19 protein-coding genes are annotated in these 24,260 nt (G+C 59.7%); 6 read left to right on the top strand and 13 right to left on the bottom strand.

The window, feature by feature from the left end; all coding sequences use genetic code 11:
• Positions 1-29: 29 nt before the first annotated feature.
• From ACM6JQ_RS06665 to ACM6JQ_RS06650, 4 genes are all read right to left on the bottom strand, one after another.
• A complete protein-coding gene (locus ACM6JQ_RS06665; RefSeq protein WP_414893430.1) occupies positions 30-1,751 on the bottom strand; it encodes a carbamoyltransferase in 1,722 nt (573 codons plus the stop codon).
• Positions 1,752-2,294: 543 nt separating this feature from the next.
• Positions 2,295-3,188 carry an NAD-dependent epimerase/dehydratase family protein gene (locus tag ACM6JQ_RS06660; protein WP_414893429.1) on the bottom strand — a complete coding sequence of 298 codons (894 nt, stop codon included), beginning with the start codon at positions 3,186-3,188 and terminating at the stop codon, positions 2,295-2,297.
• Positions 3,189-3,291: 103 nt separating this feature from the next.
• Complete coding sequence (locus ACM6JQ_RS06655; RefSeq protein ID WP_095114184.1) at positions 3,292-4,203, bottom strand: LysR family transcriptional regulator; 912 nt, start codon at positions 4,201-4,203, stop codon at positions 3,292-3,294.
• Positions 4,204-4,311: 108 nt separating this feature from the next.
• Positions 4,312-4,902, bottom strand: a complete 591-nt coding sequence (locus tag ACM6JQ_RS06650) for an NAD(P)H-dependent oxidoreductase (protein ID WP_095114183.1) — start codon at positions 4,900-4,902, stop codon at positions 4,312-4,314.
• 184 nt (positions 4,903-5,086) lie between these two features.
• On the opposite strand from ACM6JQ_RS06650, the gene ACM6JQ_RS06645 reads away from it, so the two are divergent.
• Entirely contained in the window at positions 5,087-5,401 is a 315-nt protein-coding gene (locus ACM6JQ_RS06645) for a putative quinol monooxygenase (RefSeq protein WP_414893428.1), read from the top strand.
• Here ACM6JQ_RS06645 and ACM6JQ_RS06640 read toward each other — a convergent pair.
• Entirely contained in the window at positions 5,391-6,155 is a 765-nt protein-coding gene (locus ACM6JQ_RS06640) for a sulfite exporter TauE/SafE family protein (protein WP_414893427.1), read from the bottom strand. The two genes, ACM6JQ_RS06645 and ACM6JQ_RS06640, sit on opposite strands and share 11 nt — an antisense overlap.
• Positions 6,156-6,388: 233 nt before the next feature.
• Between ACM6JQ_RS06640 and ACM6JQ_RS06635 the strand changes: the two genes are divergently transcribed.
• The 4 genes from ACM6JQ_RS06635 to ACM6JQ_RS06620 all read left to right on the top strand — a co-directional run bounded on the left by ACM6JQ_RS06635 (position 6,389) and on the right by ACM6JQ_RS06620 (position 8,767).
• Positions 6,389-7,270, top strand: a complete 882-nt coding sequence (locus ACM6JQ_RS06635; protein WP_414893426.1) for a LysR substrate-binding domain-containing protein — start codon at positions 6,389-6,391, stop codon at positions 7,268-7,270.
• A gap of 44 nt (positions 7,271-7,314) precedes the next feature.
• Entirely contained in the window at positions 7,315-7,890 is a 576-nt protein-coding gene (locus ACM6JQ_RS06630) for an NAD(P)H-dependent oxidoreductase (protein ID WP_414893425.1), read from the top strand.
• A gap of 47 nt (positions 7,891-7,937) precedes the next feature.
• Complete coding sequence (locus tag ACM6JQ_RS06625) at positions 7,938-8,309, top strand: MerR family transcriptional regulator (RefSeq protein ID WP_038357439.1); 372 nt, start codon at positions 7,938-7,940, stop codon at positions 8,307-8,309.
• Positions 8,310-8,416: 107 nt separating this feature from the next.
• A complete protein-coding gene (locus tag ACM6JQ_RS06620; RefSeq protein ID WP_414893424.1) occupies positions 8,417-8,767 on the top strand; it encodes a cupin domain-containing protein in 351 nt (116 codons plus the stop codon).
• 161 nt (positions 8,768-8,928) lie between these two features.
• On the opposite strand, the gene mmsB is transcribed toward ACM6JQ_RS06620, so the two are convergent.
• Together mmsB and ACM6JQ_RS06610 are read right to left on the bottom strand one after the other, a co-directional pair.
• Entirely contained in the window at positions 8,929-9,831 is a 903-nt protein-coding gene (gene mmsB, locus ACM6JQ_RS06615; RefSeq protein WP_007911617.1) for a 3-hydroxyisobutyrate dehydrogenase, read from the bottom strand.
• 9 nt (positions 9,832-9,840) lie between these two features.
• Positions 9,841-11,367 (bottom strand): CoA-acylating methylmalonate-semialdehyde dehydrogenase, encoded by a 1,527-nt coding sequence (locus ACM6JQ_RS06610; protein WP_095114177.1) that lies wholly within the window; start codon positions 11,365-11,367, stop codon positions 9,841-9,843.
• A gap of 149 nt (positions 11,368-11,516) precedes the next feature.
• On the opposite strand from ACM6JQ_RS06610, the gene ACM6JQ_RS06605 reads away from it, so the two are divergent.
• Complete coding sequence (locus tag ACM6JQ_RS06605; RefSeq protein ID WP_095114176.1) at positions 11,517-12,464, top strand: LysR family transcriptional regulator; 948 nt, start codon at positions 11,517-11,519, stop codon at positions 12,462-12,464.
• Here the strand turns inward: ACM6JQ_RS06605 and ACM6JQ_RS06600 are convergent.
• The 6 genes from ACM6JQ_RS06600 to recC form a co-directional block, all read right to left on the bottom strand.
• Positions 12,461-12,913, bottom strand: coding sequence for an OmpA family protein (locus ACM6JQ_RS06600; protein WP_414893478.1), 453 nt, complete (start codon positions 12,911-12,913; stop codon positions 12,461-12,463). The genes ACM6JQ_RS06605 and ACM6JQ_RS06600 overlap by 4 nt on opposite strands.
• A 47-nt stretch (positions 12,914-12,960) precedes the next feature.
• Positions 12,961-14,229 (bottom strand): diguanylate cyclase domain-containing protein, encoded by a 1,269-nt coding sequence (locus ACM6JQ_RS06595; protein WP_123375823.1) that lies wholly within the window; start codon positions 14,227-14,229, stop codon positions 12,961-12,963.
• Positions 14,226-14,801, bottom strand: a complete 576-nt coding sequence (locus tag ACM6JQ_RS06590) for a YfiR family protein (protein WP_007911622.1) — start codon at positions 14,799-14,801, stop codon at positions 14,226-14,228. The genes ACM6JQ_RS06595 and ACM6JQ_RS06590 overlap by 4 nt, the downstream gene beginning before the upstream one ends.
• Before the next feature lie 119 nt (positions 14,802-14,920).
• Positions 14,921-17,029 carry an exodeoxyribonuclease V subunit alpha gene (gene recD, locus ACM6JQ_RS06585; protein ID WP_414893423.1) on the bottom strand — a complete coding sequence of 703 codons (2,109 nt, stop codon included), beginning with the start codon at positions 17,027-17,029 and terminating at the stop codon, positions 14,921-14,923.
• Positions 17,026-20,715 carry an exodeoxyribonuclease V subunit beta gene (gene recB / locus ACM6JQ_RS06580; protein WP_414893422.1) on the bottom strand — a complete coding sequence of 1,230 codons (3,690 nt, stop codon included), beginning with the start codon at positions 20,713-20,715 and terminating at the stop codon, positions 17,026-17,028. Before recB ends, recD begins: the two co-directional genes overlap by 4 nt.
• The gene (gene recC / locus ACM6JQ_RS06575; RefSeq protein ID WP_414893420.1) at positions 20,712-24,164 is read right to left on the bottom strand and encodes an exodeoxyribonuclease V subunit gamma; all 3,453 of its coding nucleotides are present in this window, start codon (positions 24,162-24,164) and stop codon (positions 20,712-20,714) included. Before recC ends, recB begins: the two co-directional genes overlap by 4 nt.
• Positions 24,165-24,260: the final 96 nt, after the last annotated feature.

Below are 24,260 nucleotides of genomic sequence, written 5' to 3'. Positions count from 1 at the left end.
CCAGCGGAGCCCTGCCCCACATCACTTCATTACTCGAAGCGTGTTTGGGTGAAGCTGTTTTTGCCCTTGCGCCAGACGATCAGCGATTCGCTCATGACCACCAGATCGACCATGCCTTCTTTCAAGGCATCCAGGGCATCCTGAGAAGAACACACGATGGGCTCTTCGTGACGGTTGAACGAGGTGTTGATCAACGCTGCCTGACCGGTCCTCGCGTGCCAGGCATTCAGCAGACGGTGCATGAACGGGTCGGCTTGCGGGCGAATGATCTGCGGCCGTGCGGTGCCATCGATGTGCACCACCGCCGGGCTCGCCTCGATGAACGCTGGATGACAATCGTAGGTCATGGTCATGGTGTCTGCCGCCACTTGCTCCTCGTCCCAACCGACGTAGCAGGCGGCGGCCTGTTCAATCGCAGTGACCGGCCCGAAGGGCATGAACTCGGTGCGGTGCATGCGTTTGTTGAGCCAGTCGTTAACCTCGGCATCCTGGGCGTGATAGACGATGCTGCGATTGCACAGCGAGCGCGGACCGAATTCCATCTTGCCTTTGAACATACCCAGCACCTGATTTTCCAGCAGCGCCTCGGTGAGCACCTCGATGAGGTTGGCAGGCGTGTGGTAACCCAGTTCCGGGTAGTCGCGATGGATCAGATTGATGTTCTGCGAAACGCTGCGCGACTCCGGACCGAGCGCCATGGTCGGGGTCTTGAAACGCGTGCCGTTTTGCAGATAAGCGGCACCGACCGCTGCCGCCAATGCCAGGCCACCATCGCCCATGCAAGGCAACACATAGACATTCTTGACGTTGGCAATCTCGCGCAGGCGCTGATTGAGCTTCACGTTGCCAAACACGCCGCCGGCCAGACACAGATTGCTACTGCCGCGTTGTTCCAGATGATGGGTGACCACCGCGACCAGCAAGTCTTCGCTATGCCGTTGTACGGCGGCCGCGATGTCCTCGGGGGTTTCCTCAGCGAACAGCGCTTGCAGCGGATCGCTGTAATTGTTGTAGGACGGCAGGAACAGATCGCCGCAATACGCTTTGATACGCCCGTCCTCGAAACGGATCATCTGCTGCATCACCCCCAGCAGTTTCTGCGGATCGCCGAAGGCTGCCAGGCCCGTGACCTTGCCTTCATGGCGGTTCGGCTTGTAACCGAGCAAATGGGTGATCCGCCCGTAAAAATATCCCAGGCTGTCGATGCTGGTCTCCCGTTGCAACACGGTGGTTTCAGTCGGGCTGTACCAGGTCACGGTCAGCGACTGGAAGTCGCCGCGCCCGTCACAGGTCAACGTCAGCGCTTCATCGAACGGCGAACAGACGTAGGCACCGAGGGCATGGCATTCATGGTGATCGATGTAGTACGCCTTGCCCAGCAAACCATTGGCCGCGATGAACTGGTCAAATTCGGCGCGTTTCTCTTTATCGTTCCTGACCTCATCGGTAACCCGTTGGCGGAATTGCATCAGGCCTTGAGGGTTGGTCCTGACCTCCTCAACAATGCGATCGAAATACAACTCAAGGTGCTTGTCGGCACTGAATCCGGCGTTCCATCCATAGGCGACATAGTCGACATCTTCCAGAGACAAACCCGCATGGCTCAAGACGAACTCAATGGACTGGGCGGGCCAGATCTTGTGGTCCTTGATACGAGTGAAGCGCTCCTCGCTGACCGCTGAAAGAATCAGGCCGTCGCGCACCAGGCAAGCTCCCGATAAATCGTTGTTGGTAACACCCAAAATGATCATAACTATTCCTTGTTTTTGCCAATTTCAGTGATGACGTTACCCACGCCCTGAACACGCGAAGCGCAGGCGGGACTGTTTGAAGGAGGTGCGGCAGCAATGGTCGACAGCCATTAACCGCGAGAAGGCGAAGTGAATCTGTCGGCCCGGGATACACCTTTACGAAAAGGCATCAGTAGCGTGCTGTCATCGCAAAATCCTTTTGCATAAAAACTCCACAAGCATTGAGCTGCAGAACCGGCTTCATGCCGTTACAGCCCGTTGATGTGGCTATCCAGAGGGCGACGCGAGGGGCGCCGAGCTGTTTAGCCGGATGACAGCCTAATAGGAAATTTCCGGCTAAAACGGTTCAGGTTGACCTAAAAATTAAATGCGATCTGCCGTGCCATGGTTTTCCGGGACAGCCGTAGACCTGAAAAAACCTGCGGGAGCGAGCGTGCTGGCGAAGCGGTTTTTTGATTCAACATGCGCGTTGAATGGTTGGCCGCTATCGCTGGCAAGCCAGCTCCCACAGGTTTCGGGGGTGATCACTCGGAAGGGGTGAACTCACACCATTTCGTTACGAATCCATTCAACCACCGAGGTGCGCTTTGGCACCCAACCCAGCAGTTCGCGGGCGTGTTTGCCGCGCACTCGGCTGTTGGAGCCTAGGCCGTAGTTGGCCATTTCGTAGCCCCACTCCGCTTCGGCGTCTTTCAGCGGCCAGTCTTGTGGTTGACCCAGGTTCAGGGCTTCGGCCATGGCGGTGGTCATGTCGATAAACGACGCTTCGCCGCTCTCGACGAAGTAGAAAGTGCCCGGGACGTTCTTGGTCAGCGCCAGCAAGTACAGGGCGACGACGTCTTCAATGTGCACGTTGGACCAGATGTTCTGGCCGGTGCCGACGTGGCGCACTACGCCGCTTTTGCGTGCTTGTTTGAGCAGTCGCGGTAATTGCACGCTGTCACGATTGACGCCCAGGCTGTGGCCGTAAATCAGCGTGTTGCAGATGACGGCGGAATTCACGCCGTCCTTTGCCGCCGCGAGAATAAGGTTGTCGATGGCCACACGCGCGGCTTTGTCGACGGTCGGCTCTGGCAGGTTGTCTTCGTAGTAGATGACGTCACTGGATTTGCCGCCCGACGCATCACCAACGATGCTCGAACCGCTGGTGTGCAGGAACACTTTGTTGGAACCGCGCAAGGCATCGAGCAACGCTTCGACTGCGCCGCGATGATCGCTGCTGGCGGCGTTGATCACCGCATCGGCAGCGCGGGCCTGTTCGGCGAGCAGGGCTTTGTCATCAAGGGTGCCGATGACCGCAGTCATGCCGAGCGCTTTCAGTTCTTCAGCCTGTTCGACGCTGCGCACCAGGCCTGTGACTTTGTGCCCGGCCTTGACCAGACCGGTAGCGATCGAGCCGCCGATAAAACCGGCAGCGCCGGTGACGAATACGTTCATGGAGAAACTCCCTGCGTGAGTAAGTGATGGGACGAGTATCGGCCCGCGAGCCGAAGGGAAAAACCCGCCCCCGCCCAATTCACTCTTGCGCAGAGGTCACGAATCAGCCCTTGAAATCAGCGCTGGCGTAGGCGGCGAGTTTGCTCTGGATAAAATCGAGGAAGCATTGAATGCGCAACGCCAGTTGCGAGTTACGGTAGTAAACGGCGTTGATCGGCTGGCGATAACCGCTGTTGAATTCGCCAAGCAATACTTTCAGGCGCCCGGCACGGATGTCGTCGATGGTCATGAAGTGCGACAGACAGGCGATGCCCTGCCCTTCCAGCGCCAGGTGGCGCACGGTCTCGCCGCTGGAGGCGCTGATTGCCGGGGTGATCGGCCAGCGATCGCCGTGGACATAGCGCAGCGGCCATTGGTTGAGGCCTTCGTTCTGGGTGAAGCCGAGCAAGGTGTGTTCGCTCAGGTCGGCGACTTGCTGCGGCGCGCCGTGCTTTTCCAGATAGGCCGGGCTGGCGACGATCAGCAGCGGACTGCAGCCGAGCGAGCGCGCGTGCAGCGTCGAATCGGCGAGAGTGCCGATGCGGATGGCGACGTCGGTGCTTTGTTCCAGCAGGTCAATGATCAGGTCGTTGCTGTTGAGTTCGAGCTGGATGTCCGGATAGAGGCGGCGGAATTCGTCGATATACGGGACCACCGCGTGGAGCATGAACGGCGATGCGGCATTGATCCGCAAGCGCCCGGACGGGGTTTGCTGGCGCGAGGACAGGCGTTCTTCGAGTTGATCCATTTGATCGAGAATCAGCTTGGCCTGCTCGAAGAAATACTTGCCCTCCTCGGTCAGGTCCATGCGCCGCGTGGTGCGGTTGATCAGCGTGGTATCGAGCTTGGCTTCCAGCTTCGACAACGTGCGACTGACCGCCGACGGCGTCTGCCCGACCTGTTCGGCGGCGGCGGAAATCGAACCGCATTCGATCACGCAGACGAAAATCTGCAACTCATCGGATCTGGCTTTCACGGGTGTCCTCTTTGAAATCGCCAAGATCGCAGATGACTGCAACGCGCTGTAGGAGCTGCCGCAGGCTGCGATCTTTTGCTGTTACCACCGATAGTAGCCCGAAACCATTCAGGCCTTGAGACCAAACACCTCGGTCAGATGCTGTTCATAGCGCGCCACATCAGCCTCGATGTTCGGGCGTTTCATCACGTCGACACAGAGGAACGTCGGCAAACCGGTCATGCCCAGAAACTCATTGGCCTTGTGAAACGGGAAGTACACCGCATCCACGCCTTTGGCTTCAAAGAAATCAGTCGGGTCATCGAAGGCTTGCTGCGGTGCGTTCCAGGTCAGCGACAGCATGTATTGCTTGCCCTGAATCAGACCGCCACTGCCGTACTTCTGCGACGCGTCGGAACGGGTGCGGCCATCGCTGGCGTAGAGGCTGCCGTGGCCTTCGGTGAAGACTTCGTCGAGGTACTTTTTCACCGTCCAGGGTGCGCCCATCCACCAGCCTGGCATCTGATAAATGATCACGTCGGCCCAGAGAAATTTCGCCACCTCTTCGGCAGCGTCGTAGCCCTCGTCGATGAAGGTGGTTTTAACGTCGACACCGCCGCGATCCAGCACGCTCAGTGCAGCTTCGTGCAGGGTGGTGTTGTAGCGACCGTCGGAGTGAGCGAATTTTTTACCGCCATTGAGCAACAGCACTTTTTTCATGAGAAAGCCTCGGCGCAGCCATTGGGCTGGATGGAGAAGGGAAACTGGAATGGCGGCAGATTAACGATCCGCCTCGCGCGGAATAAGGCCTGATTGCGCAAAATACATTTGATCAAAAAGCACGAATCAATCGCCGATTGTTGCAATAACATCCGCGGCATTCTGAATGTGAGGAGTCGTTGTGATGAGTGAACGCTTGGGTTTTGTCCTGCACGCCAAGACCCGCCCGGAACAAGCCGAGGCTTTCGAAGCGCTGTTTCGCGCCTACGTCGAACCGAGCCGCGCCGAGCCAGGTTGCATCGAGTACCACATGCTGCGTGATAAGGAAGATCCGACGCTGTTTATCTTCTACGAGATCTGGGCCTCCCAGGCGCACCTGGACGTGCATTCGAATTTGCCGCACATGAAGGCTTTCTTTGAACAGCGCATGGACTATCTGGAGCGCGATTTCGATATCCGCCAGATCGAAATGCTCAGCGAAGCCTCGGCTAACCGCTGATCAACAAGTGGGCGCCGAGCGCGCCCATACCGACAAAGAACACCCGTTTGAACAACACGGCGCTGATCCGTTCGCGCAGCCATTGGCCCAGCAACATACCGAGAATGGCCGGGATCAGCGCCAGCAGCGAAGCACTCAGTTCGCCGCCACCGAGGGCGCCACGCCAGAGCAATCCAGCGGCCAATGCCAGCGTCGAAACGGTGAATGACAGGCCCAGTGCCTGCACCAGTTGATCGCGATTCAAGCCCAGCGCTTGCAGGTACGGCACCGCCGGAATCACGAAGACGCCGGTGGCCGAGGTGATGACACCGGTGATCAAACCACACGCCGGACCCAGCCAACCTTCATGGCGTGGATTGACGCTCAGCGTTGGCAGAAACAAACCGCTCAACGCATAGAGGAACAGGGCCGCGCCGAGCCCGCGCACCACCCAATGCCCGCCAGCCATGCCGATCCACAAGGTGCCGATTCCGGTGCCGAGGAAGATCATCAGCAGCATTGGCCAGAGGTGTTTGATCAATCCTTTCAAGTACCCGCCGAATGCCAGTTGCCAGACATTGGTCAGGGTTGCCGGGATGATCAGCAATGCGGCTGCCTGCGACGGCGCCATAGCCAGACCGAGCAAGCCCATGGCGACGGTGGGCAGGCCGAGGCCGATCACGCCTTTGATCAGGCCGGCGAGCATGAACGTCACGATGACCAGCAGGGACAGGGCTAGGCCGAGGTGTTGGTAGAAATCTGTGAGTGTGTGCATGGCGCTACTGTGCGCCAGTCGGGGTTGGCTGAAAATCTGCCATATACTGAGGGTGCCTCTCAATGGACAAGAGGCTGATATTTTTTTGAAGCTGTTGGCCTCATCGCTGGCAAGCCAGCTCCCACAGTATTTTTGTTGTTCACACATTTTGAGATCAACACTGAAACCTGTGGGAGCTGGCTTGCCAGCGATGGGGCCAGCCCAGACACCACAAAAACCAGAGGCTGCCAATCATGCACTTCGACCTCACCGACCTGCGCCTCTACCTGCACATCCTCGACACCGGCAACATCACCGCCGGCGCCGCCCGCAGCCATTTATCCCTGGCCGCCGCCAGCGCCAGGATCCGTGCCATGGAAGCCTCACTCGGCACCGATTTTCTCGAGCGCGGCCGCCGTGGCGTCACGCCGACACCGGCCGGCAAAGCCCTCGCCCAGCATGCGCGCACCCTTCTGCAACAAGCCGAACGCCTGCAGCAGGATCTGGCCGACTATGCCCAAGGCGTCAAAGGTCAGGTGCGCTTGCTGTGCAACACGACCGCGATCACCGAATACCTGCCGGAAGTACTCGCGGACTTCCTGCGCGATCATCCCAATCTCGACATCGACTTGCAGGAACTGCCCAGCGCGCGCATCACCCACGCCCTGCGTCAGGGTGCGGCGGATTTAGGGATTGTGTCCGACGCAGTGGACACCAGCGACCTGCAGACCCAGCCATTTCGCGACGATCCGCTGGTGCTGATTCTGCCTCTCGACCACCCATTGTCTGACGCCACTGAGGTCAGTTTCAGCGACGCTTTGCACCATGACTTCGTAGGACTCAGCGCCGACAGCGCTCTGGCGATTTACCTGGAGGAACAAGCCCTGCACAGCGGCGCGCGAATGCAGGTGCGTATCCGTGCCGACGGTTTCGATGGGGTAATGCGCATGGTCGGCCGTGGCGCCGGGCTGGCCATCGTGCCGCTGGCCGCCGTCGAACGCGCGGGGCAGCGCTCATTCAACAGCGTGACATTGAACGAACCCTGGGCGCGCCGCACGTTGATGCTGTGCGCCAAGGATTTCACCGCCCTGCCCGGTTACGCCAAAGCCCTGCTGCACGCCTTGACTCTCCCCTAAGGGGCAGACTTCATCCTTGGCTTTTCTTCAGCACGGACAACGACATGGGCAAACGCATTCTGCTGATTCTCGGCCATCCATCCGGCACGAGTTTCTGCGCCGCACTGGCCGAGCGTTACGTCCAGTCAGCGATCGACGCCGGCCACGAAGTTCGTCAGTTGCGCCTCGGCGAACTGGATTTTGACCCGGTGCTGCGCGAAGGTTATCGACAGATCCAGGCGCTGGAAGAGGCCTTGAGCGTGGCGCAGTCCGACATCCTTTGGGCCGAACACCTGACGCTGGTTTACCCAATCTGGTGGGGTGGGATTCCGGCGTTGCTCAAAGGCTTTTTTGACCGAGTGTTCCTGCCCGGTTTCGCCTTCAAATACCGTAAAGGCAAAGCCTTCCCCGATAAGCTGCTGAAGGGGCGCACCGCGCATTTACTGGTGACCATGGACACGCCGCCCTGGTACTACCGCTGGTTTTATCGCATGCCCGGTCTGCATCAGGTACGCAAGACCACGCTGGAATTCTGCGGGATCAAACCGTTGCGCACCCTGACGTTTGGCCCGGTTCTTGGCTCAAGTGACCACCAGCGAAAAGCCTGGCTACGGCAGGCACAGGCTATCGCCGCTCACTGACTCTGCTGATAATGCAGCGCGCTGTTTCCCACTGAAAAAGGACTTTTATGTACATCGGCCAAGCCGCGCAACGCTCCGGCACCACCATTAAAAGCATCCGGCATTACGAATCGATCGGCCTGCTGCCCAAGCCCCGGCGGCAGGGCAATTACCGCCTCTACGATCAGCAGACCGTCGAGTTGCTGGTGTTCATCAAATGCGCCAAAGACATGGGTTTTCGTCTCAAGGAACTGCAGGTGATTTTCGCCGACCATCAGGGTGAGGCAATGCCTTGGGCACGTGCGCAGCAGGCCATCGAAGCGAAGAAACGCGAAATCAGCAACACCCTGGCCGAACTCACCCGGCAATTCGCGCAACTGGAGGTATTCGAATCCAGCCTCGAACAGGCCCGAGCCGAATGCCCGCTGGAAAAACTCTGAGCCTGCGCGCGTTTCTGAGCAGTTCGATGTCGACCCCAGACAACTGAGCACTGACCGGGCGCTATAGGGTGCGAGTTCATTTCTCAAGCCCACTGCCCGGAGTCCTCATGACCGCGACCGCCCCTATCACTGTTCTGCGCGACACCCACCCGCTGCCGATACTCGACGCCTGCAAATGGGAAAAACTCGAAGGCGACCCGCACACCGTCAACCTCAATGCCTACACCAGCGAAGACGGCAGCAAGATCATGGGCACGTGGATCTGCACACCAGGCAAGTGGCGCGTTGATTATGTGAAGTGGGAGTACTGCCATTTCCAGGAAGGCTACTGCGTGATCACCCCGGACGGCATGGCGCCGATTCACCTGCGTGCTGGCGATATCTTTGTGGTTGAACCGGGCATGAAAGGCACGTGGGAAGTGGTCGAGACCGTGCGCAAATATTTCGTGTTTGCCTGATGCAAAAAAGCCGGGAGATCACCCGACGTGATTTCCCGGCAAATGTCCCAGATTCACTCAAATCCCTGTGGGAGCTAGCCTGCTAGCGATTGCGATCAATCTGGCAAAAATGAGTTGCCTGACACTCAGCCATCGCTAGCAGGCTAGCTCCCACAGTTTGTTCAGCGCTGTCCTTCTATTGCAGGCTTGCGATAGCTGTTGATTATCGCCGAGAAATCCTTCCCGCCGTCCCCGCGCTGACTCATCGCCTGATACAACTGCTGCGCCACCGCGCCGAGCACCACCGGTTGGTGCGCCTGACGCGCCGCTTCGGTCGCCAACCCCAGATCCTTGAGCATCAGTTCCGCACCGAACCCACCGGTATAACCACGCGAGGCCGGTGCCGTTTCGACGATGCCCGGCCACGGGTTGTACATCTCCGAACTCCAGCAGCGCCCGGTTGAACTGTTGATAATCCCGGCCAGCACAGTCGTGTCGATGCCCAGTGCATCGCCCAGCGCCATCGCCTCGCTGACGCCAACCATCGAGATGGCCAGCAGCAGGTTGTTGCAGATCTTGGCGATCTGCCCGGTGCCGACTTCACCGCAATGCACAATGTTGCGGCCCATTTGCGCCAGCACCGGTTGCAGGGTGGCGAACAGTTCCGGAGTGGCGCCGACCATGAAGGTCAGCGTCCCCGCCGTTGCACCGCCAGTGCCACCGGACACCGGCGCATCGGCCATGGCTACGCCTTGTTTCGCCGCAGCCGCTGCCACATCGCGGGCCGTCTGCGGATCAATGGTGCTGCAATCCACTGCCGGCACACCTTGGCGAATACCAGCCAACACACCGTCCTCACCGAGCCAGACGCTGCGCACATGCACAGCGGCCGGCAGCATGGTGATCACCAGTTCGGCATCCTCGGCAGCCTCACGCGCCGAAGCACGAATGCTGCCGCCCAGTTGCTCCAGCTCCGCCAGCACGGTTTTGTTCAGGTCGACCAGACTCAGCGAATGGCCGGCCTTGATCAGGTTGCGCGCCATTGGCGCGCCCATGTTACCCAGACCGATAAATGCGATTTTCATGGCAGTTCCTCAGCGCAGGTTGATAGTGGTGTTCACGCCGTCGTTGACGCTGTCGTCATCGAACCAGCGCGCCGTGACCGTTTTGGTCTGCGTGTAGAACTGCACCACTTGCTTGCCGTACGGGCCGAGGTCGCCGAGTTTCGAACCGCGCGAACCGGTGAAGCTGAAGAACGGCACCGGCACTGGAATCGGGATGTTGATACCGACCTGACCGACGTCGATTTCGGTCTGGAATTTACGCGCCGCCGCACCGCTCTGGGTGAACAGACCCGTGCCATTGCCGAACGGGTTGGCGTTGACCAGCGCAATCGCCTGATCGAGGGTGTCGACTTCCAGCACCACCAGCACCGGGCCGAAGATTTCCTGGGTGTAGATCTGCATGTCGGTGGTCACGCCCGAGAACAGGGTCGGACCGACAAAGTTGCCTTGCTCGTAGCCCGGCACCTTGATGTCGCGACCGTCCAGTTCCAGCTTGGCGCCTTCTTTGATGCCGCTTTCGATCAGGTCGAGAATCCGCGCTTTGGCTTTTTTCGAGATCACCGGACCGACATCGGTGCCCGGCTCGCTGCCGGCGTTGACGGTGAGTTTCTGCGCCAGCGCTTTCAGATCCGGCAACCATTGTTTCGCCGCGCCGACCAGCACCACCACCGAGGTGGCCATGCAACGTTGCCCGGCCGCACCGAAACCGGCGCCAACCAGCGCATTCAGCGCTTGCTCGCGATTGGCGTCGGCCAGCACCACGGCGTGGTTCTTCGCGCCCATCATCGATTGCACGCGTTTGCCGTGCTTGCCGGCCAAGTCGTAAACGTGGGTACCGACAGCGGTCGAACCGACGAAGGACACGGCTTTGATGTCCTTGTGCGTGCACAGGCCATCGACCACATCTTTACCGCCATGAACCACGTTCAACACGCCCGCCGGAACGCCGGCCTCAATCGCCAGCTCGACCAACAACATGGTCGACAGCGGATCCTGTTCGGACGGCTTCAAGACGAAGGTGTTGCCGCAAGCGATGGCCATCGGGAACATCCACAGCGGAATCATCGCCGGGAAGTTGAACGGCGTGATGCCGGCGCACACGCCGATTGGCTGGCGCAGGGTGTAGGTATCGACACCGCCGGCGACGTTCTCGGCGAACTCGCCCATTTGCAGGCTGCCGATCGAGCAAGCGTGCTCGACCACTTCCAGGCCACGGAAAATATCGCCCTCGGCGTCGGCAATGGTTTTGCCCTGCTCGGCGCTGAGCACCACGGCAATGCGTTTGGAGTGTTCGCGAATCAGCGCTTGCAGCTTGAGCATGATGCGCATCCGCGCGCCGATCGGGGTCAGTTTCCAGGTCTGGAAGGCGCGCTGTGCAGCGCTGACGGCGGCATCCACTTCTGCGGCAGTGGCAAACGGCACTTTGGCCAGCACTTGCTGGGTCGCCGGGTTGACGATGTCGTGCCACTCGGTGGTCTGCGACTCGACCCATTCGCCATTGATCAGCAGCTTGACCTTCTGGACCGTGGTTTCGTTGGGCGTAAGCGATGCGTTCATGCTGGTCTCCGAAACTTGTTTTTATCGTAGGAGCCAAGGCGAAAGGTTCGCCTTGAGATGAGGCGTGTGTCACGAATTGGTTGTCGGACTGTTTTTGGAGTATAGATGTGCAAACTTCTAATAAGAACGCACATATAAGCCCGTCCATCATGCAAAAAAACATCACCTCGCTAGGCTCGCTGAACTGGGACGACCTCAAGTTTTTCCTCGAAGTCGCCCGCACCCGCAAGGCCAGTACCGCCGCCAAACGGCTGGCTGTCGACTACACCACCGTGTCGCGGCGGATCAGTTCGCTGGAAGCGGCATTGGGCACTTTGCTGTTCGAGAAGTCGCGAACCAGCGGCTTCGTCCTGACCACCGAAGGCCAGCGTTTGCTCGGTTATGCCGAGTCGATCGAAAGCACATTGCACATGGCCTGCGAGCAAGTCTCCGGCTCCGGTGTGGCACTCTCTGGACATGTGCGCATGGGCTGCACCGAAGGTTTCGGCAGCTTTTTCATCACCCCGCAGCTGAGCCATTTCGTCGACGCCTATCCGGCCATCTCGGTGGACATCCTGCCGCTGCCGCACTTCATCAGCCTGTCCAAGCGCGAGGCCGATATCGTCATTGCTCTGGAACGCCCTGAGCATGGGCCGTACGTGTGCTGCAAACTCTGCGACTACCGTTTGCAGCTCTACGCGACCCAGGACTATCTGGACCAACACCCACCGATCCGCCGCCCGGCAGACTTGGGCAAGCATCAATTCATCAGTTATGTGGATGACCTGGCGTTCAGCTCGGAGCTGCTCTACCTGGCGAATGTGCTGCCCGGTGCCAGCGCCAACTTGCGCAGCACCAGCGTGATCGCACAGTTTGTCGCCGCGCAGCAAGGGCGTTCTCTAGCGATTCTGCCGTGCTTCCTCGCCGCTCAGGATCCGCGCCTGCTGCCGGTACTGCCGGAGGAAATCGACATCACCCGGCAGTTCTGGATGTACTGCCGGGAGGATCTGCGCAAGCTGAAACGGATCACCCTGTTGTGGGACTACATCCGTGAGGTGACTGAGCGAAATCAGGATCTGTTGATGGGCAAGACGCGCGAAATGCAGTTCGCCGACTAGTCGGCGCTGACCACAATCGAGACCCGGCGATTTTCCGTGCGACCGGCCGCCGTATCATTGGACGCTACCGGCTCTTTGCTGCCCAAGCCCTGCAACTGGATGTTCTCTTGTTTCATGCCGACCGTGCCCAGCACGCTGGCGACACTCTTGGCACGGCGCAGCGACAGTTGCTGGTTGTAGGTTTCCTTGCCTGATGCGTCGGTATGACCATCGACGCGCACGCGCTCGATGCCGACACCCAGCAATGCCTTGCCGATGCGTTCGACGATCTCGGTGCTTTGCGTATTCAGGCTTTCGACGTCGCTGCCAAACAGCACTTTGCCGGACAGGCCAAACTCCCAGCCCTCGTCGGTCAGCTCAAAGCCCTGTTGCTTGAGGACCGCGACTTGCGCCGGGCTCAGGCCTTTTTGTGGCGCAGTCTGGCAACCAGTCAGGGCCAGAACGGCCATCAACAACACGGCGTAAAAAGATCGAATGGACAGTGTGAACACGAGAGTCAGCTCCTGGTTTGAACGGAATCGACCGGGTGCTCCGCCCCGGCCGTGAATTGGGCGCCGCGCGACAGGCGCTTGGCTTGATACATCGCCGCATCGGCAGCATCGAGCAAGGCCCCGGGCGTAGCGCCATGATCGGGAAAAACCGCAATGCCGATACTGAGCGAGGTCACCACACTGGTGTCGCCCGGCAGCGCGATGGGCATGTCCATGCTGGCGAGGATCTTGTCGGCAATACGCTCGGCATCTTCGACCTTGTGCAGCGGCGTGAGCAGCACGGCGAACTCGTCGCCACCCAGCCGCGCCACCAGATCTTCTTCGCGCAACTGCGCACGAACGCGATTGGCCACCGCCACCAGCACCGCATCACCGGCCGCGTGGCCGAAGTTGTCATTGATGCCTTTGAAGCGGTCGCTGTCGAGAAACAACACGGCAACGCGCTCATCGTGTTTGCTGGCATTGCGCAACGCGCGGATCAAGCGTCCTTCGAAAAACGCTCGGTTTGGCAGACCGGTCAGGCTGTCGTGACTGGCCTGGTGAGCGAGGGTTTCGTTTTCGTTTTGCAGATGGGTTTGCCACGACTCCAGTTCGTCGAGCAAGGCGTTGAAGTCATTGCCGAGGTTGTCCAGCTCAGCGATCTGCGCCGGTGGTACACGGCGGTCCAGCGCTCGTTCGCTGCGTGCGGCGTGGGCCACGGCGGCCAAGCTGCGCAAGGGGCCGGTGATTCCGCGTAACTGGCGCCGCGCCAGGTAGAGCGCGACCCAGGCGCTGATCGCGGTACAGAGGATGATTCCTGCCAGACCGCTGAGCAGAAAACGCATCAGGCTGCCGCCATGACCGGTGAGCAGTACACGACCGATTTCACGGTCCTGATGCTCGATCGGCAGGCTGATGGGTTTTTCCAGGACGGCGCGGGTGATCTGCATTTCCAGCTCAGAAAACAAACCGTTTTCCGGACGTTGCCAATGCGCGAGCAGTTGTCCCTGGCTGTCCAGGACCTGGGCATCAGCGACCTCTTCGGCAGAAGCAATCAGCGCCAGCGATTCGTTGGCGGCCGTCTTGTCGTTGAACACTACTGCGGCTTCCACGGTGTAGCTGATCGAACGGGCGATCAAATGCAGGTTGTGATCGGCATAAACCCGTAACGCCAGTACGCCGAGCAACGTCAGCGAAACACTGGCCATCGCCACGCCCACCAGTGCGACCGTCAAATGCCCTCGGCCAATGACCGAACCCAGCGTTGGGCGGCTATTCGATCTGAACAGGTTCATGGTGCCGCCGGTTTGCGACGCGACAGCTGCAGCACGCTGGGGTGAATGCGCACGCCGCTGCGGGCAACGGAGTCGAGATTGACCTCGAAGGACACTTGCTCATCGCCAACGCGCAGACAGAACAGGCTACCGACCGTGCATTGATCGCCACCTTCGCTGATACTCAGTACTGGATGACCAATCAGCGAAGCGAACAAGCGAGTGCGTTCATCCGCCGTAAGTTTGCCGATGTACACCGCATCGCATTCGCTGACGATGGCCGGGTTGTCGGCCAGCAGGCGACGTACGGTGACCGGCCGGCCAGTGGCTTGCGTGGTGCCTTTGACCAAGTCGTCGGTGTATTCGGTCGGGCCAACGATGCACAGGCGCAATTGCGCCGGCTCCACCGGCCAGCGCGCGTAGCTGAGAATGCCAAGAACGACCTGAGTGACAGATTTGGCCCGTTGTTCGGCCATGCCCGTCGGCGCTTGCGACTGTGCGACAGCCGCCCCCGTCAACAACCAGAGCAGACCGACAAGCAACGCGTGCTTGCAGACAACTACGCGCCCTGTCGCCCAGACAGACACCTTCATGCAGGGATTCTCTTGGATCGTAGCGAAATGATGCCGCAACGATAGCACAGCAGTGAAACACCAGCGAGACAGTGACCACTGACCGGTTGGTCAGTAATCGCCACCCATCGTCGGGATTCTCACCTCGCGGGCACGCCCCCTTCCTCCAGTTCCAGCATCAGCCCGCTCAGGCGTTTGACCTTTCGCTGCACCGCTTCCTCAAATACCCCCGGCCGGGATTCAATCAGGGTGAACCAATGCTTGGCCCGGGTGATGCCGGTGTAGATCAATTCTTTGGTCAGCACCGGGTTCAAGGCGTCGGGCAGGATCAGCGCGGTGTGGGCAAACTCCGAGCCCTGAGACTTGTGCACCGTCATGGCGTAGACGGTTTCGACGTCATTGAGCCGGCTGGGCAATACGAAACGCACGCCGCCCTGGCCATCGTTGCGCGGGAACGCCACGCGTAACACCGGTTTGCCCGCGTCGGGTCCTTCGCGCTCGGGCAGCTTGAGGGCGATCCCGATGTCGCCGTTCATCAAGCCCAGACCGTAATCGTTGCGAGTCATCAGGACTGGCCGACCTTCGTACCATTGCTGATCGCTTTCGATCAGACGGGCCTTCAGCAGCGCGGCGGTGATCCGTTGATTCAGACCTTCAACGCCCCATGGCCCTTTGCGCACTGCACACAACAGCTGAAATGTATCGAACGCCTGCAAGACTTCGCGGGCCCAAATAATCCAGTCCGGATGTTCGAGGGGTCTGCCCGACGGTGGACGCTGATCACGCAGAACACTCAGATAATGGCGGTAACCCTGCGGGCCGTCGCCGTGCCCCTCCAGCAACAGGCGCTCCAGTTTATGATCCTGTTCGCCCTTGAGCGGCAACGAATACACATCGTCATAGTGCCCGGCCGCGAGCAACTGACGCGCTTCATCCGGCAGCTGCTGATTGACCCGACGCGCGAGCTGACCGATCCCGCTGCCCTCGCCGAAACGCCGGGAGTGACGCAGCATGACCACTTGCTGGGCCAGCGGGTGAGCACCCTCGACGTCTTCATGCAAGCCACTGTCCTGCAGCGACTCACCGCTGACCGATTCCAGCCACTTTCGGGTCTGCGGGTTGTACCAGCCACCCTCGGCATCCCGGCACAAATCGCCTAGCACTGCGCCGGCCTCAACAGAAGCCAATTGATCCTTGTCACCGAGCAACACCAGTCGTGCATGGGCTGGCAAGGCATCGAGCAGATTGGCCATCATTTCCAGGTCGATCATCGAAGCTTCGTCGACCACCAGCACATCCAGTGGCAGGCGATTGCCTGCATGATGCCGAAAGTGCCGGGTGCCGGGACGACTGCCCAGCAGACGGTGCACGGTGGTGACGTCGCAAGGGATCTTCGCCCGCACCTCTTCGCTGACTTTCAGCGACTGCACTTGTTGGCTGATGGACTCGGTCAGCCGCGCCGCAGCCTTTCCCGTCGGTGCCGCCAGACGAATCCGCAGCGGATGACCGGTGGCGACTGCCGGCGCTTGCAGCAGAGCCAGCAACCGCACCACTGTGGTGGTCTTGCCAGTGCCCGGGCCGCCGGTGACGATGCTGAAGGCGCCACGGGTCGCGATGGCACAGGCGAGTTTCTGCCAGTCGATCACCTCACCGGTTCTCGCTGATCCGAACAACTCATTCAACCGCTGCGGCAGATCGTCCGGAGTCGGCTCGACTTGTTGCAGACGCTCGCGCAACGCCGTGTCGATGCGCCGTTCGTAGGTCCAGTAGCGTCGCAGATACAGGCGTTTGCCCGACAGCACCAGCGGGCGTTGCTCTGCGCTATCACGGGTGTCCGCCGCCAGTGCGACCAGGGAGCTGCTCGCCAGAACCTTGCACCAGTGAGCGCCATCGAGCGCCTCGAGCAATTGCGAAGGCAGCAGCAACACACCACCTTGCACGTCTCCTTCGGGGGGCAGCGACAGCGCGAAGTCAGGAGCTTTCAGGGTTTCATACAGATCGAGACAGACATGACCGTGGCCAAGTTGATGACTGGTCAGGGCGGCAGCGAGCAGCACCAGCGGATCCGTATCGCGCTCGAGTTCGTGAAGGAACGCGACGAATGCTTTGTCCAGCGCACGCAGCCAGCCACGCTCGACCCAACGAGTGAGCAAGATCAACAGATCATCGGCGCTGGTCAGCGGCGAAAGCCTCGACAGGCTGTCGGCTGCCAGCGGCGTGGGGAGCAGATCGGCAAAGGTGCGGCTCATAGCAGGACTCCCTGTTCCCAGGCGGGCTCGGTCTTGGGTTCAGGTTTCCCTTGAAACATTCGGTCGAGACGTTCGATCAGCTCACGTGGCGGCCGGGCGAAATACACCCCGCGACTGTCAGCACGTGTGCCACGCAGGAACAGATACAACGCGCCGCCGACATGCCGGTCGTAATCGTAATCAGGCAGTCGTGCCTTGAGCTGGCGATGCAACGCCAACAGGTACAGCACGTATTGCAGGTCATAACGGTTGTCGAGGATCGACTGTTCCATGGCCTGCTCGGTGTAGGCCAGGTCGTCCACGCCGAGCCAGTTGGATTTGTAGTCGGCCACGTAGTAACGGCCATTGTGTTCGAAGGTCAGGTCGATAAAACCTTTGAACATGCCGTTGAGTTGCACCGGTTCTGCCGCCACACGGGCCACGCCCCTGTGAGTGTGCTGCCGCACCAGTTCGTCGAGTTTGACTACATCGACCTTATGGCTGGCGAACCAGAATTCCATCTCGACCCGATACTGCTTCAGTTGCTCCAGAACAACTGGCGGCTGCCCACCTGCAATCGGCAATGGCGACTGCAGTAAATGTTGCAGCCAGTCACTCAGAGTATTGATCCAGCCCTCCCAGCCGCGCAAATTGCAGCGCCGGGCAATCGCATCTTCCAGCGCTTCGCGGGAAACGGCGAAGCCGTCGTCACCGGCCCATTCCAGCAATCCGTGAAGAAACGTTCCCGGATTGGGACCGCGCGGGAAGCGGTGGATATCGGCACCGCCGGCAATGATGTCGCGCGGCGCGTCGGGATCAAGGCGTTCGTCATCAAACAGCTTTTGCGCTTGCGGGCTGTCCGGTGCTTCATCGCTGCCGATACTCAACACATCGCTGATGCGCAGAGCGCTGTAGGAGGCGATCCACCAGTTTTCGCTGGCTTTGCGCTTGGGCAGCAGTGTCGCACTCAGCACGGCATCGTTGCGCGGGGGCTGGTAATGCTCGTCGGTGGGTTGGGGCATTTCATCGATATGGATAGCCGGGCAATCCTGTTGCAGGTCTTGCAGCCAGCGTTTCAGTTCGCTGGACTCGCCAAGCGATGCGCCACCACCAAGCAGATAACCCAGCGCCGACAGGTGCAGCACCGAGCTGTTGTTATTGCCCCGTTTGAGATCCGTCACGCCTAACCAGCAGGCATGTTGTGCGCGAGTCAACGCAACGTAGAGCAAGCGCAAGTCTTCGGCCAGACGCTCATCGTCCGCTTGCGCTACCAACTCGGCAGTTGGTTTCAGGCTCACCTGAGCCCTGCCCTCGGCGTCGTGATAATGCAGTGGCAAGCGACTGCCATCCACGGGTTTTGCCGAGCAAATGAACGGCAAGAACACCAATGGATACTCCAGGCCTTTGGACTTGTGGATGGTCACGACCTTGACCAGCTGCTCATCACTTTCCAGACGCAGAATCTGCTCTTCGCCGGCCTGGCCGGACACTGCCAACAATTCGGCCAGATGGCGAATCAGCGCTTGTTCACCGTCCAGTTCCGCAGCCGCTTGCTGCATCAACTCCGACAAGTGCAAAAGGTTGGTCAGTACACGCTCGCCATCGGTGCGTTTCATCAAGGTTTGCGGCAGGTGGAAGTCGTGCAGCAGGCGGCGCAACATCGGCAGCACACCTTGCTTGCGCCATAGCTCGCGATAGCCACGGAACTGCATGACCCGGGTTTCCCAGACCAGTTCGTCCTGGTTCAGACGTTCCAGCTCGGCCAATGGCAGGTTCAGGGTGATACAGGCCAATGCGGCTTTCAGGGAGCGCTCGACATCCGGCTCGGCACAGGCCTTGAGCCAGGACAGCAGATCGTGAGCTTCTTGAGCCGCGAATACCGAATCCTTGTCCGACAGATAAACGCTGCGCACACCTCGGGCGGCGAGTTCAGCGCGAACGGCCTGGGCTTCTTTGCCGTCGCGCACGAGAATCGCAATGTCGGACGGCCTCAGACCTCTGAAGTCTTTGCCGTCCTGAACAAACCCCGCGTCAGCGCTTTGTCCGCCATTGAGCAGCGCGGTGATTTCGCTGGCGCACGCTGCTGCCAATTGCTGGCGATAGACCACGCCGGACAGTGGCTGGTCGCTGGACAAGTGCCAGACATTCAACGCCGCAACAGCTTGCCCGGCAACTTGCAGCTGTTCCTTGCGACCTTGAGATTCGACGGGGAGGAACGGCACAGGGTTGTCGCCGTTTTTCTCGCGGAACAAAAACGCGCCGCGTCCCTGCTCTCGGGACTCGGCGCGCTCGAATACATGATTGACCGCGTTGACCATGCCATGGCTGGAGCGGAAGTTGGTGCCCAGTGTATGCAATCGGCCAGTGGTGGCCTGACGCGCGCGCAGGTAGGTGTAGATGTCTGCACCGCGGAAAGCGTAGATCGCCTGCTTCGGGTCACCGATCAGGAACAGGCCGGTCTCGGGACTGTTGTCTTCGATGCGATAGATGCTTTCGAAGATTCGATACTGCACCGGATCGGTATCCTGGAATTCGTCGATCAGTGCGACCGGGAACTGCTCGCGAATCAACGTCGCAAGACGTTCGCCTCCGTCGGATTGCAGAGCGGCATCAAGGCGCAACAACATGTCGTCAAAGCCCATCTCGGCGCGACGCCGCTTCTCTTCTTCAAAGCGTGCGCCGACCCATTTGGCAGCATGTTGCAACACAGCGGCATCGGGGGTCGGCAATGCATCGAGGCTCGACTTGAGCTTTGACATGGCATCCAGACCCGGGTGACCTGGAGCCTGGCCTTTCCACGCTTCCGCCATCCCGTCGGGGGTCAGTCGAGTGAAACCAGTACCGATATCCAGTTGCTCCAAGGTCTCGTCTTCGGCCCATGCCTTGAGCTTTTCGAACCACGGCTCAAAGTAACGCGCCTGCATCTTGCGCCCGTCGACGGTTTTGCTCGCGACGCCTTGCTGGCAAATGGCGAGCAATTCGTCTGCCCACTGGCGCCAGGGCATTTTCAGTTCGATCAACGCCACGCGGCGTTCTTGCAGACACTCATCTATAAGCTCCGCAGGCGCCTTGCCCTCGTCGCTGTCACGCTCACTGGCGAACAGCCCGCGCACGCGAGGCAATAACGCCGCCGGCCCCCCCCAATTGCTGCGAACCCAATTCAAGGCATCGCCCTGCATCGGGTAACAGAACAGTCGCCAGTAATCGCGCAGCACTTCGCCGAGCAAGTCGCTGTGATCGGTTTCCAGGGATTGGGTGAACAAGCTGCCGCTGTCGAACGCATGCTCACGCAACATGCGCTGACACCAACTGTGGATGGTTGAGACGGCGGCCTCGTCCATCCACTGCGCGGCGACATCGAGGCGGTTGGCACAACCGGGCCATTGTTGGGTGTCGAATTGGTCACGCAATTCGGCGATCAATGCATCGGGCGCAGCCGTTTCGTCACGAAAGAATCGAGCTGCCTCGGCCAAACGCGTACGTATGCGCTCACGCAGCTCCTTGGTCGCGGCATCGGTGAAGGTCACCACGAGAATCTGTGGTGGCAGCAATTCGCGGCCGAATCCACTCGCCTCATCACCATGCCCGAGGATAAGCCGCAGATACAAAGCCGAGATGGTAAAGGTTTTACCGGTACCGGCACTGGCTTCGATCAACTGGCTGCCCTGTAGGGGAAAGGCCAGTGCCAGGGGTGTCTTTGTACTCATGCGCGAGTCCCTTCGGTGGACAGCGAACGCCAAGGCGCTTCAAACAGAGGGCGATACAACGCGTCGCACCAACCGGAGAATGTTTCGTCCTCCAGCAATGCATCGAAGTCGGCGTATTGCCGGGACAACGCCGGGCTCTCGCGGCGCTCACCTTCGCTGGTCTGCCCGTCACCTTCATACGCTTTACGTGCCACGGCTTCGGCCTTCAGAGGGTCGGTCTGGGAAAGCCACGCAAAAGCGGTTTTTACCGCGATTGGCAGTGGCTGTCGCATGCCTGCCTGCCAGGCGAGGAGCAAGTCGCCAAGAAAACGTATCGCCCGTGCTGGCTCCATGGGTTCAAGCAGCAAGGTATCGTCGCTGGCGACCAATGCTGTCGTCAGCGAAAGTCCACTGGCGCAGGCCACCAGATGATTGATCCAAGGCTTGGTCAGGCGATGCCATTTGCGGCTTTTGATCGAGCCAATGTTGTTGGGAATGGTCGTGACCGACAACAGGCCACCGTCGGTGCGCTGGTGCAAACCGGCAAGCCAGCCTTCAAGACGCAAACCCTGCAACTCTAGATTGATCGGCATCGCACTGTTCAGAGGGGTCGGCCAGAGTGTCAGCAATTGTTGATAACGCTGCAGCAAATCCGGCAAAGGTTCGATCAGCTCTCGTTGCAGGCACTCGCCGAACCCGGCCATTGGCAGCAGACCGCTGTTCTGCAGACGGCGGGCCTGGGCAGTCAAAGCCTGATCGACATTGTCCGGCTGCCTGAGAGCGGCTTCGAGCAGGCTGTCGCTGAGCGTATAGCGCTGCAATGCGTCCAATACGAAGGGTTCTTCGTCAGCCAGCGGTGCTTCGGCAGCCTCGAAATACACCTTGAGGCGCTGGGTGAAAAAATGCCGAACCGGATTGCGTAAAAAATCCTGCAACAAAGCCAGGCTCAACGGCTCCTCCTGCACATAAGGGGTAAGTAGCTGAGTTTCGTTTTGAGGCTCATGCTGTTGATGCAGAACCTGCCATTCGCTGGCATAGCTGAAGAGTTGATCGCCGTCATGAAAATAGCGCGCACTGAACGGTTGCAGCGGATGCTCTTGCGTCATGGCACTTAACAGATCACCGCTTTCGTCGAGCAATCGCCAACCGCTGGCGAGGTGATCGCGCAACTGGCCGATCAACACGGAAGCCGGTCGTTCACTGTTGTCGCGAATGCTGCGGCCGACCCAACTGATGTACAGCTGATTGCGCGCTGACAAAAGTGCTTCGAGCAAAAGATAGCGGTCATCTTCACGCCGCGAACGATCTCCCGGACGGTAGTCGCTGCCCATGAGGTCGAAGTCCAGCGGCGGCTGCGCCCGTGGATAGTCGCCGTCGTTCATTCCCAGCAGGCAGACCAGTTTGAACGGAATGGCACGCATGGGCATCAGCGTACAGAAGTTCACGGCGCCAGCCAGAAACCGCTGAGACAATCGCCCTTGGTCCAGCCCCGCGAGCCAGGCTTCACGAACCACGGTCAGTGGTAGCTCATCCGTCAGACCGACGGCCTCACACGTTTCCAGCCAGGTTTCGCGCAGTTCCTCGAGTTGGGTCAACAAATAATCGTCATGCTCGTTACTAGCCTTGAAGAACAGTTGCATCAGCGCCTGCAAACGGTATCCCCACTCCTTGGGTTGAGCGGGTTGGGTGAGCTGTTGGTGGGCAAGTTCCAGGGCATCGAGCAGAGCCACCAACGGCCCGATGAGTGCGGCGTCGAGTCCGCCGACCTCATCGTAGGGTTCAATTCCTTCACACGCATTGGCACTGCCGACGGCGTAACCGAGAAGCATGCGGCGCAGACCAAAATGCCAGCTGTTTTGCTCTAGTTCGTCGGGTAACCCCAGGCCCGCGCGTTGCTCGGCGTTCATGCCCCAGCGCACGCCCGCACCTTCGATCCAGCGGTGCAGTGTTGGCAGGTCGCGCTCTTCCACACCAAAACGCGCGCGAAGTGCGGGAACGTCGAGCAGGTCGAGGATTTCACTGACCGGGAAACGACTGTCGGGAAGCTTGAGCAGGTGTTCGACTGCGATCAGCAGTGGATCGCGGCCGCGCTGCCCCTGATCGGCCAATGTGAAGGGTATGAATCGCGGATCATGGCGATCAAGCTGACCAAATACTGCGCGGATATGCGGTGCGTAGCTATCGACGTCAGGCACCATCACGATCACATCGCGCGGACGCAGATGCGGGTTGGCACTAAAGCGCGCGAGAAGCTGGTCGTGCAGTATTTCAACTTCACGTTGAGCGCTGTGGGCAATGTGAAAACGGATCGACTCGTCCTTTGCCAGATCGACAGCAGGCCAATGTTCACGTGTTTCGTTGAGTGGGCGCAACTCCAGGATATCGTCCTGTAGTTGATTGAGCAGATTGTGTGGTTGAGTTTCGCTGAACAGGTCTATGCGGCCATCGCGAAAAGCCGACCGATAGCTATTGGGATCGTCATAGCTGTCGAGCAGGTTTATGTAGTCCCGGCCTTGTTTGCCCCACGCAGCCAACAGTGGATGGGCGTGTTGATGCAGCGTTTCAGGGTCCAGCACTGCGGGCATTCCAGTCTTGCGCGATTGCCGTTTGTATTGATGCCGCAGCAGATCTTTGTCGGCGACAATATCGGCCCAGTGGTGCCGGCAGGGGTTGTGTACACACAGCAGGACCTGACTGAAACGCGCAAGCCCGGCCAGCGCCTCAAGCACTTGGGCTGGCAGTGAAGAAATCCCGAAAACGATCACTCGCGATGGCAATCCCGCAGGCGCTTCGGTGAGGTTGTTGATGCGTTCGATAAACCGTTGATGAACGCCGGCACGACTCTGCGCCATACCTTGCTCGCCCACGTCATCCAGCAGCGCACGCCACAGTTCTGCCTGCCAACAACTGGTCGGGGGCAGTGGCTTTACTTCTCCCCTGACGTTGCGCAGTTGATGCCGACCTTCGGCCCAGTCTTCAAGCCAGTCGGCCCGGTACACCTGATATTGGTCGAACAGATCCGCCAGGCGTTCGGACAATTGATAGCGTTTGCGCAGGTCGGCGTCGTGGGTAAGGAAGCGTTGCAATGGCTCGAAATGCGGGCGATCAATGACCTGTGGGAGGAGGCGCATGAGACGCCAGGTCAGCGGGGCCTTATCGAGCAGGGATTTGGGAGGAATCTCATCTCGGCCTAATACCATGCGATAAAGCTGCCACATGAAACTGCCCGGCAGTTGCACATCAATCGCCGCCGCAATGCCGCAACCTCCGAGATCGTCGTCCTCTGGATCTTCAGCCAAAGCCAATTTGAGCCACTGGGCAATACCGTTGCTCTGCACCAGAGCGATTTCGTTTTCCAGCGGGGCCAGTGGATAGCGCCGCATTATGCTGATCACAAGGCTGCGCAGCTCGTCCAGGCTATTGCTCTGGACCACCATGAATGCAGCGTTGAGGGACTGGGCGTCCGGCATAAGGGTTTCCTTGGAGAAGTACAAAAGCCAGGGCAGAACCTTAGCATTGTCGGCAGGCTATGACAGCCGGACGGCGTCCGTGAATGCTGTAAGAAC

The organism is Pseudomonas sp. IT-232MI5 (assembly GCF_949767845.1).
Classification (GTDB): domain Bacteria; phylum Pseudomonadota; class Gammaproteobacteria; order Pseudomonadales; family Pseudomonadaceae; genus Aquipseudomonas.
This window is presented reverse-complemented; position numbering and strand designations above follow the sequence as displayed.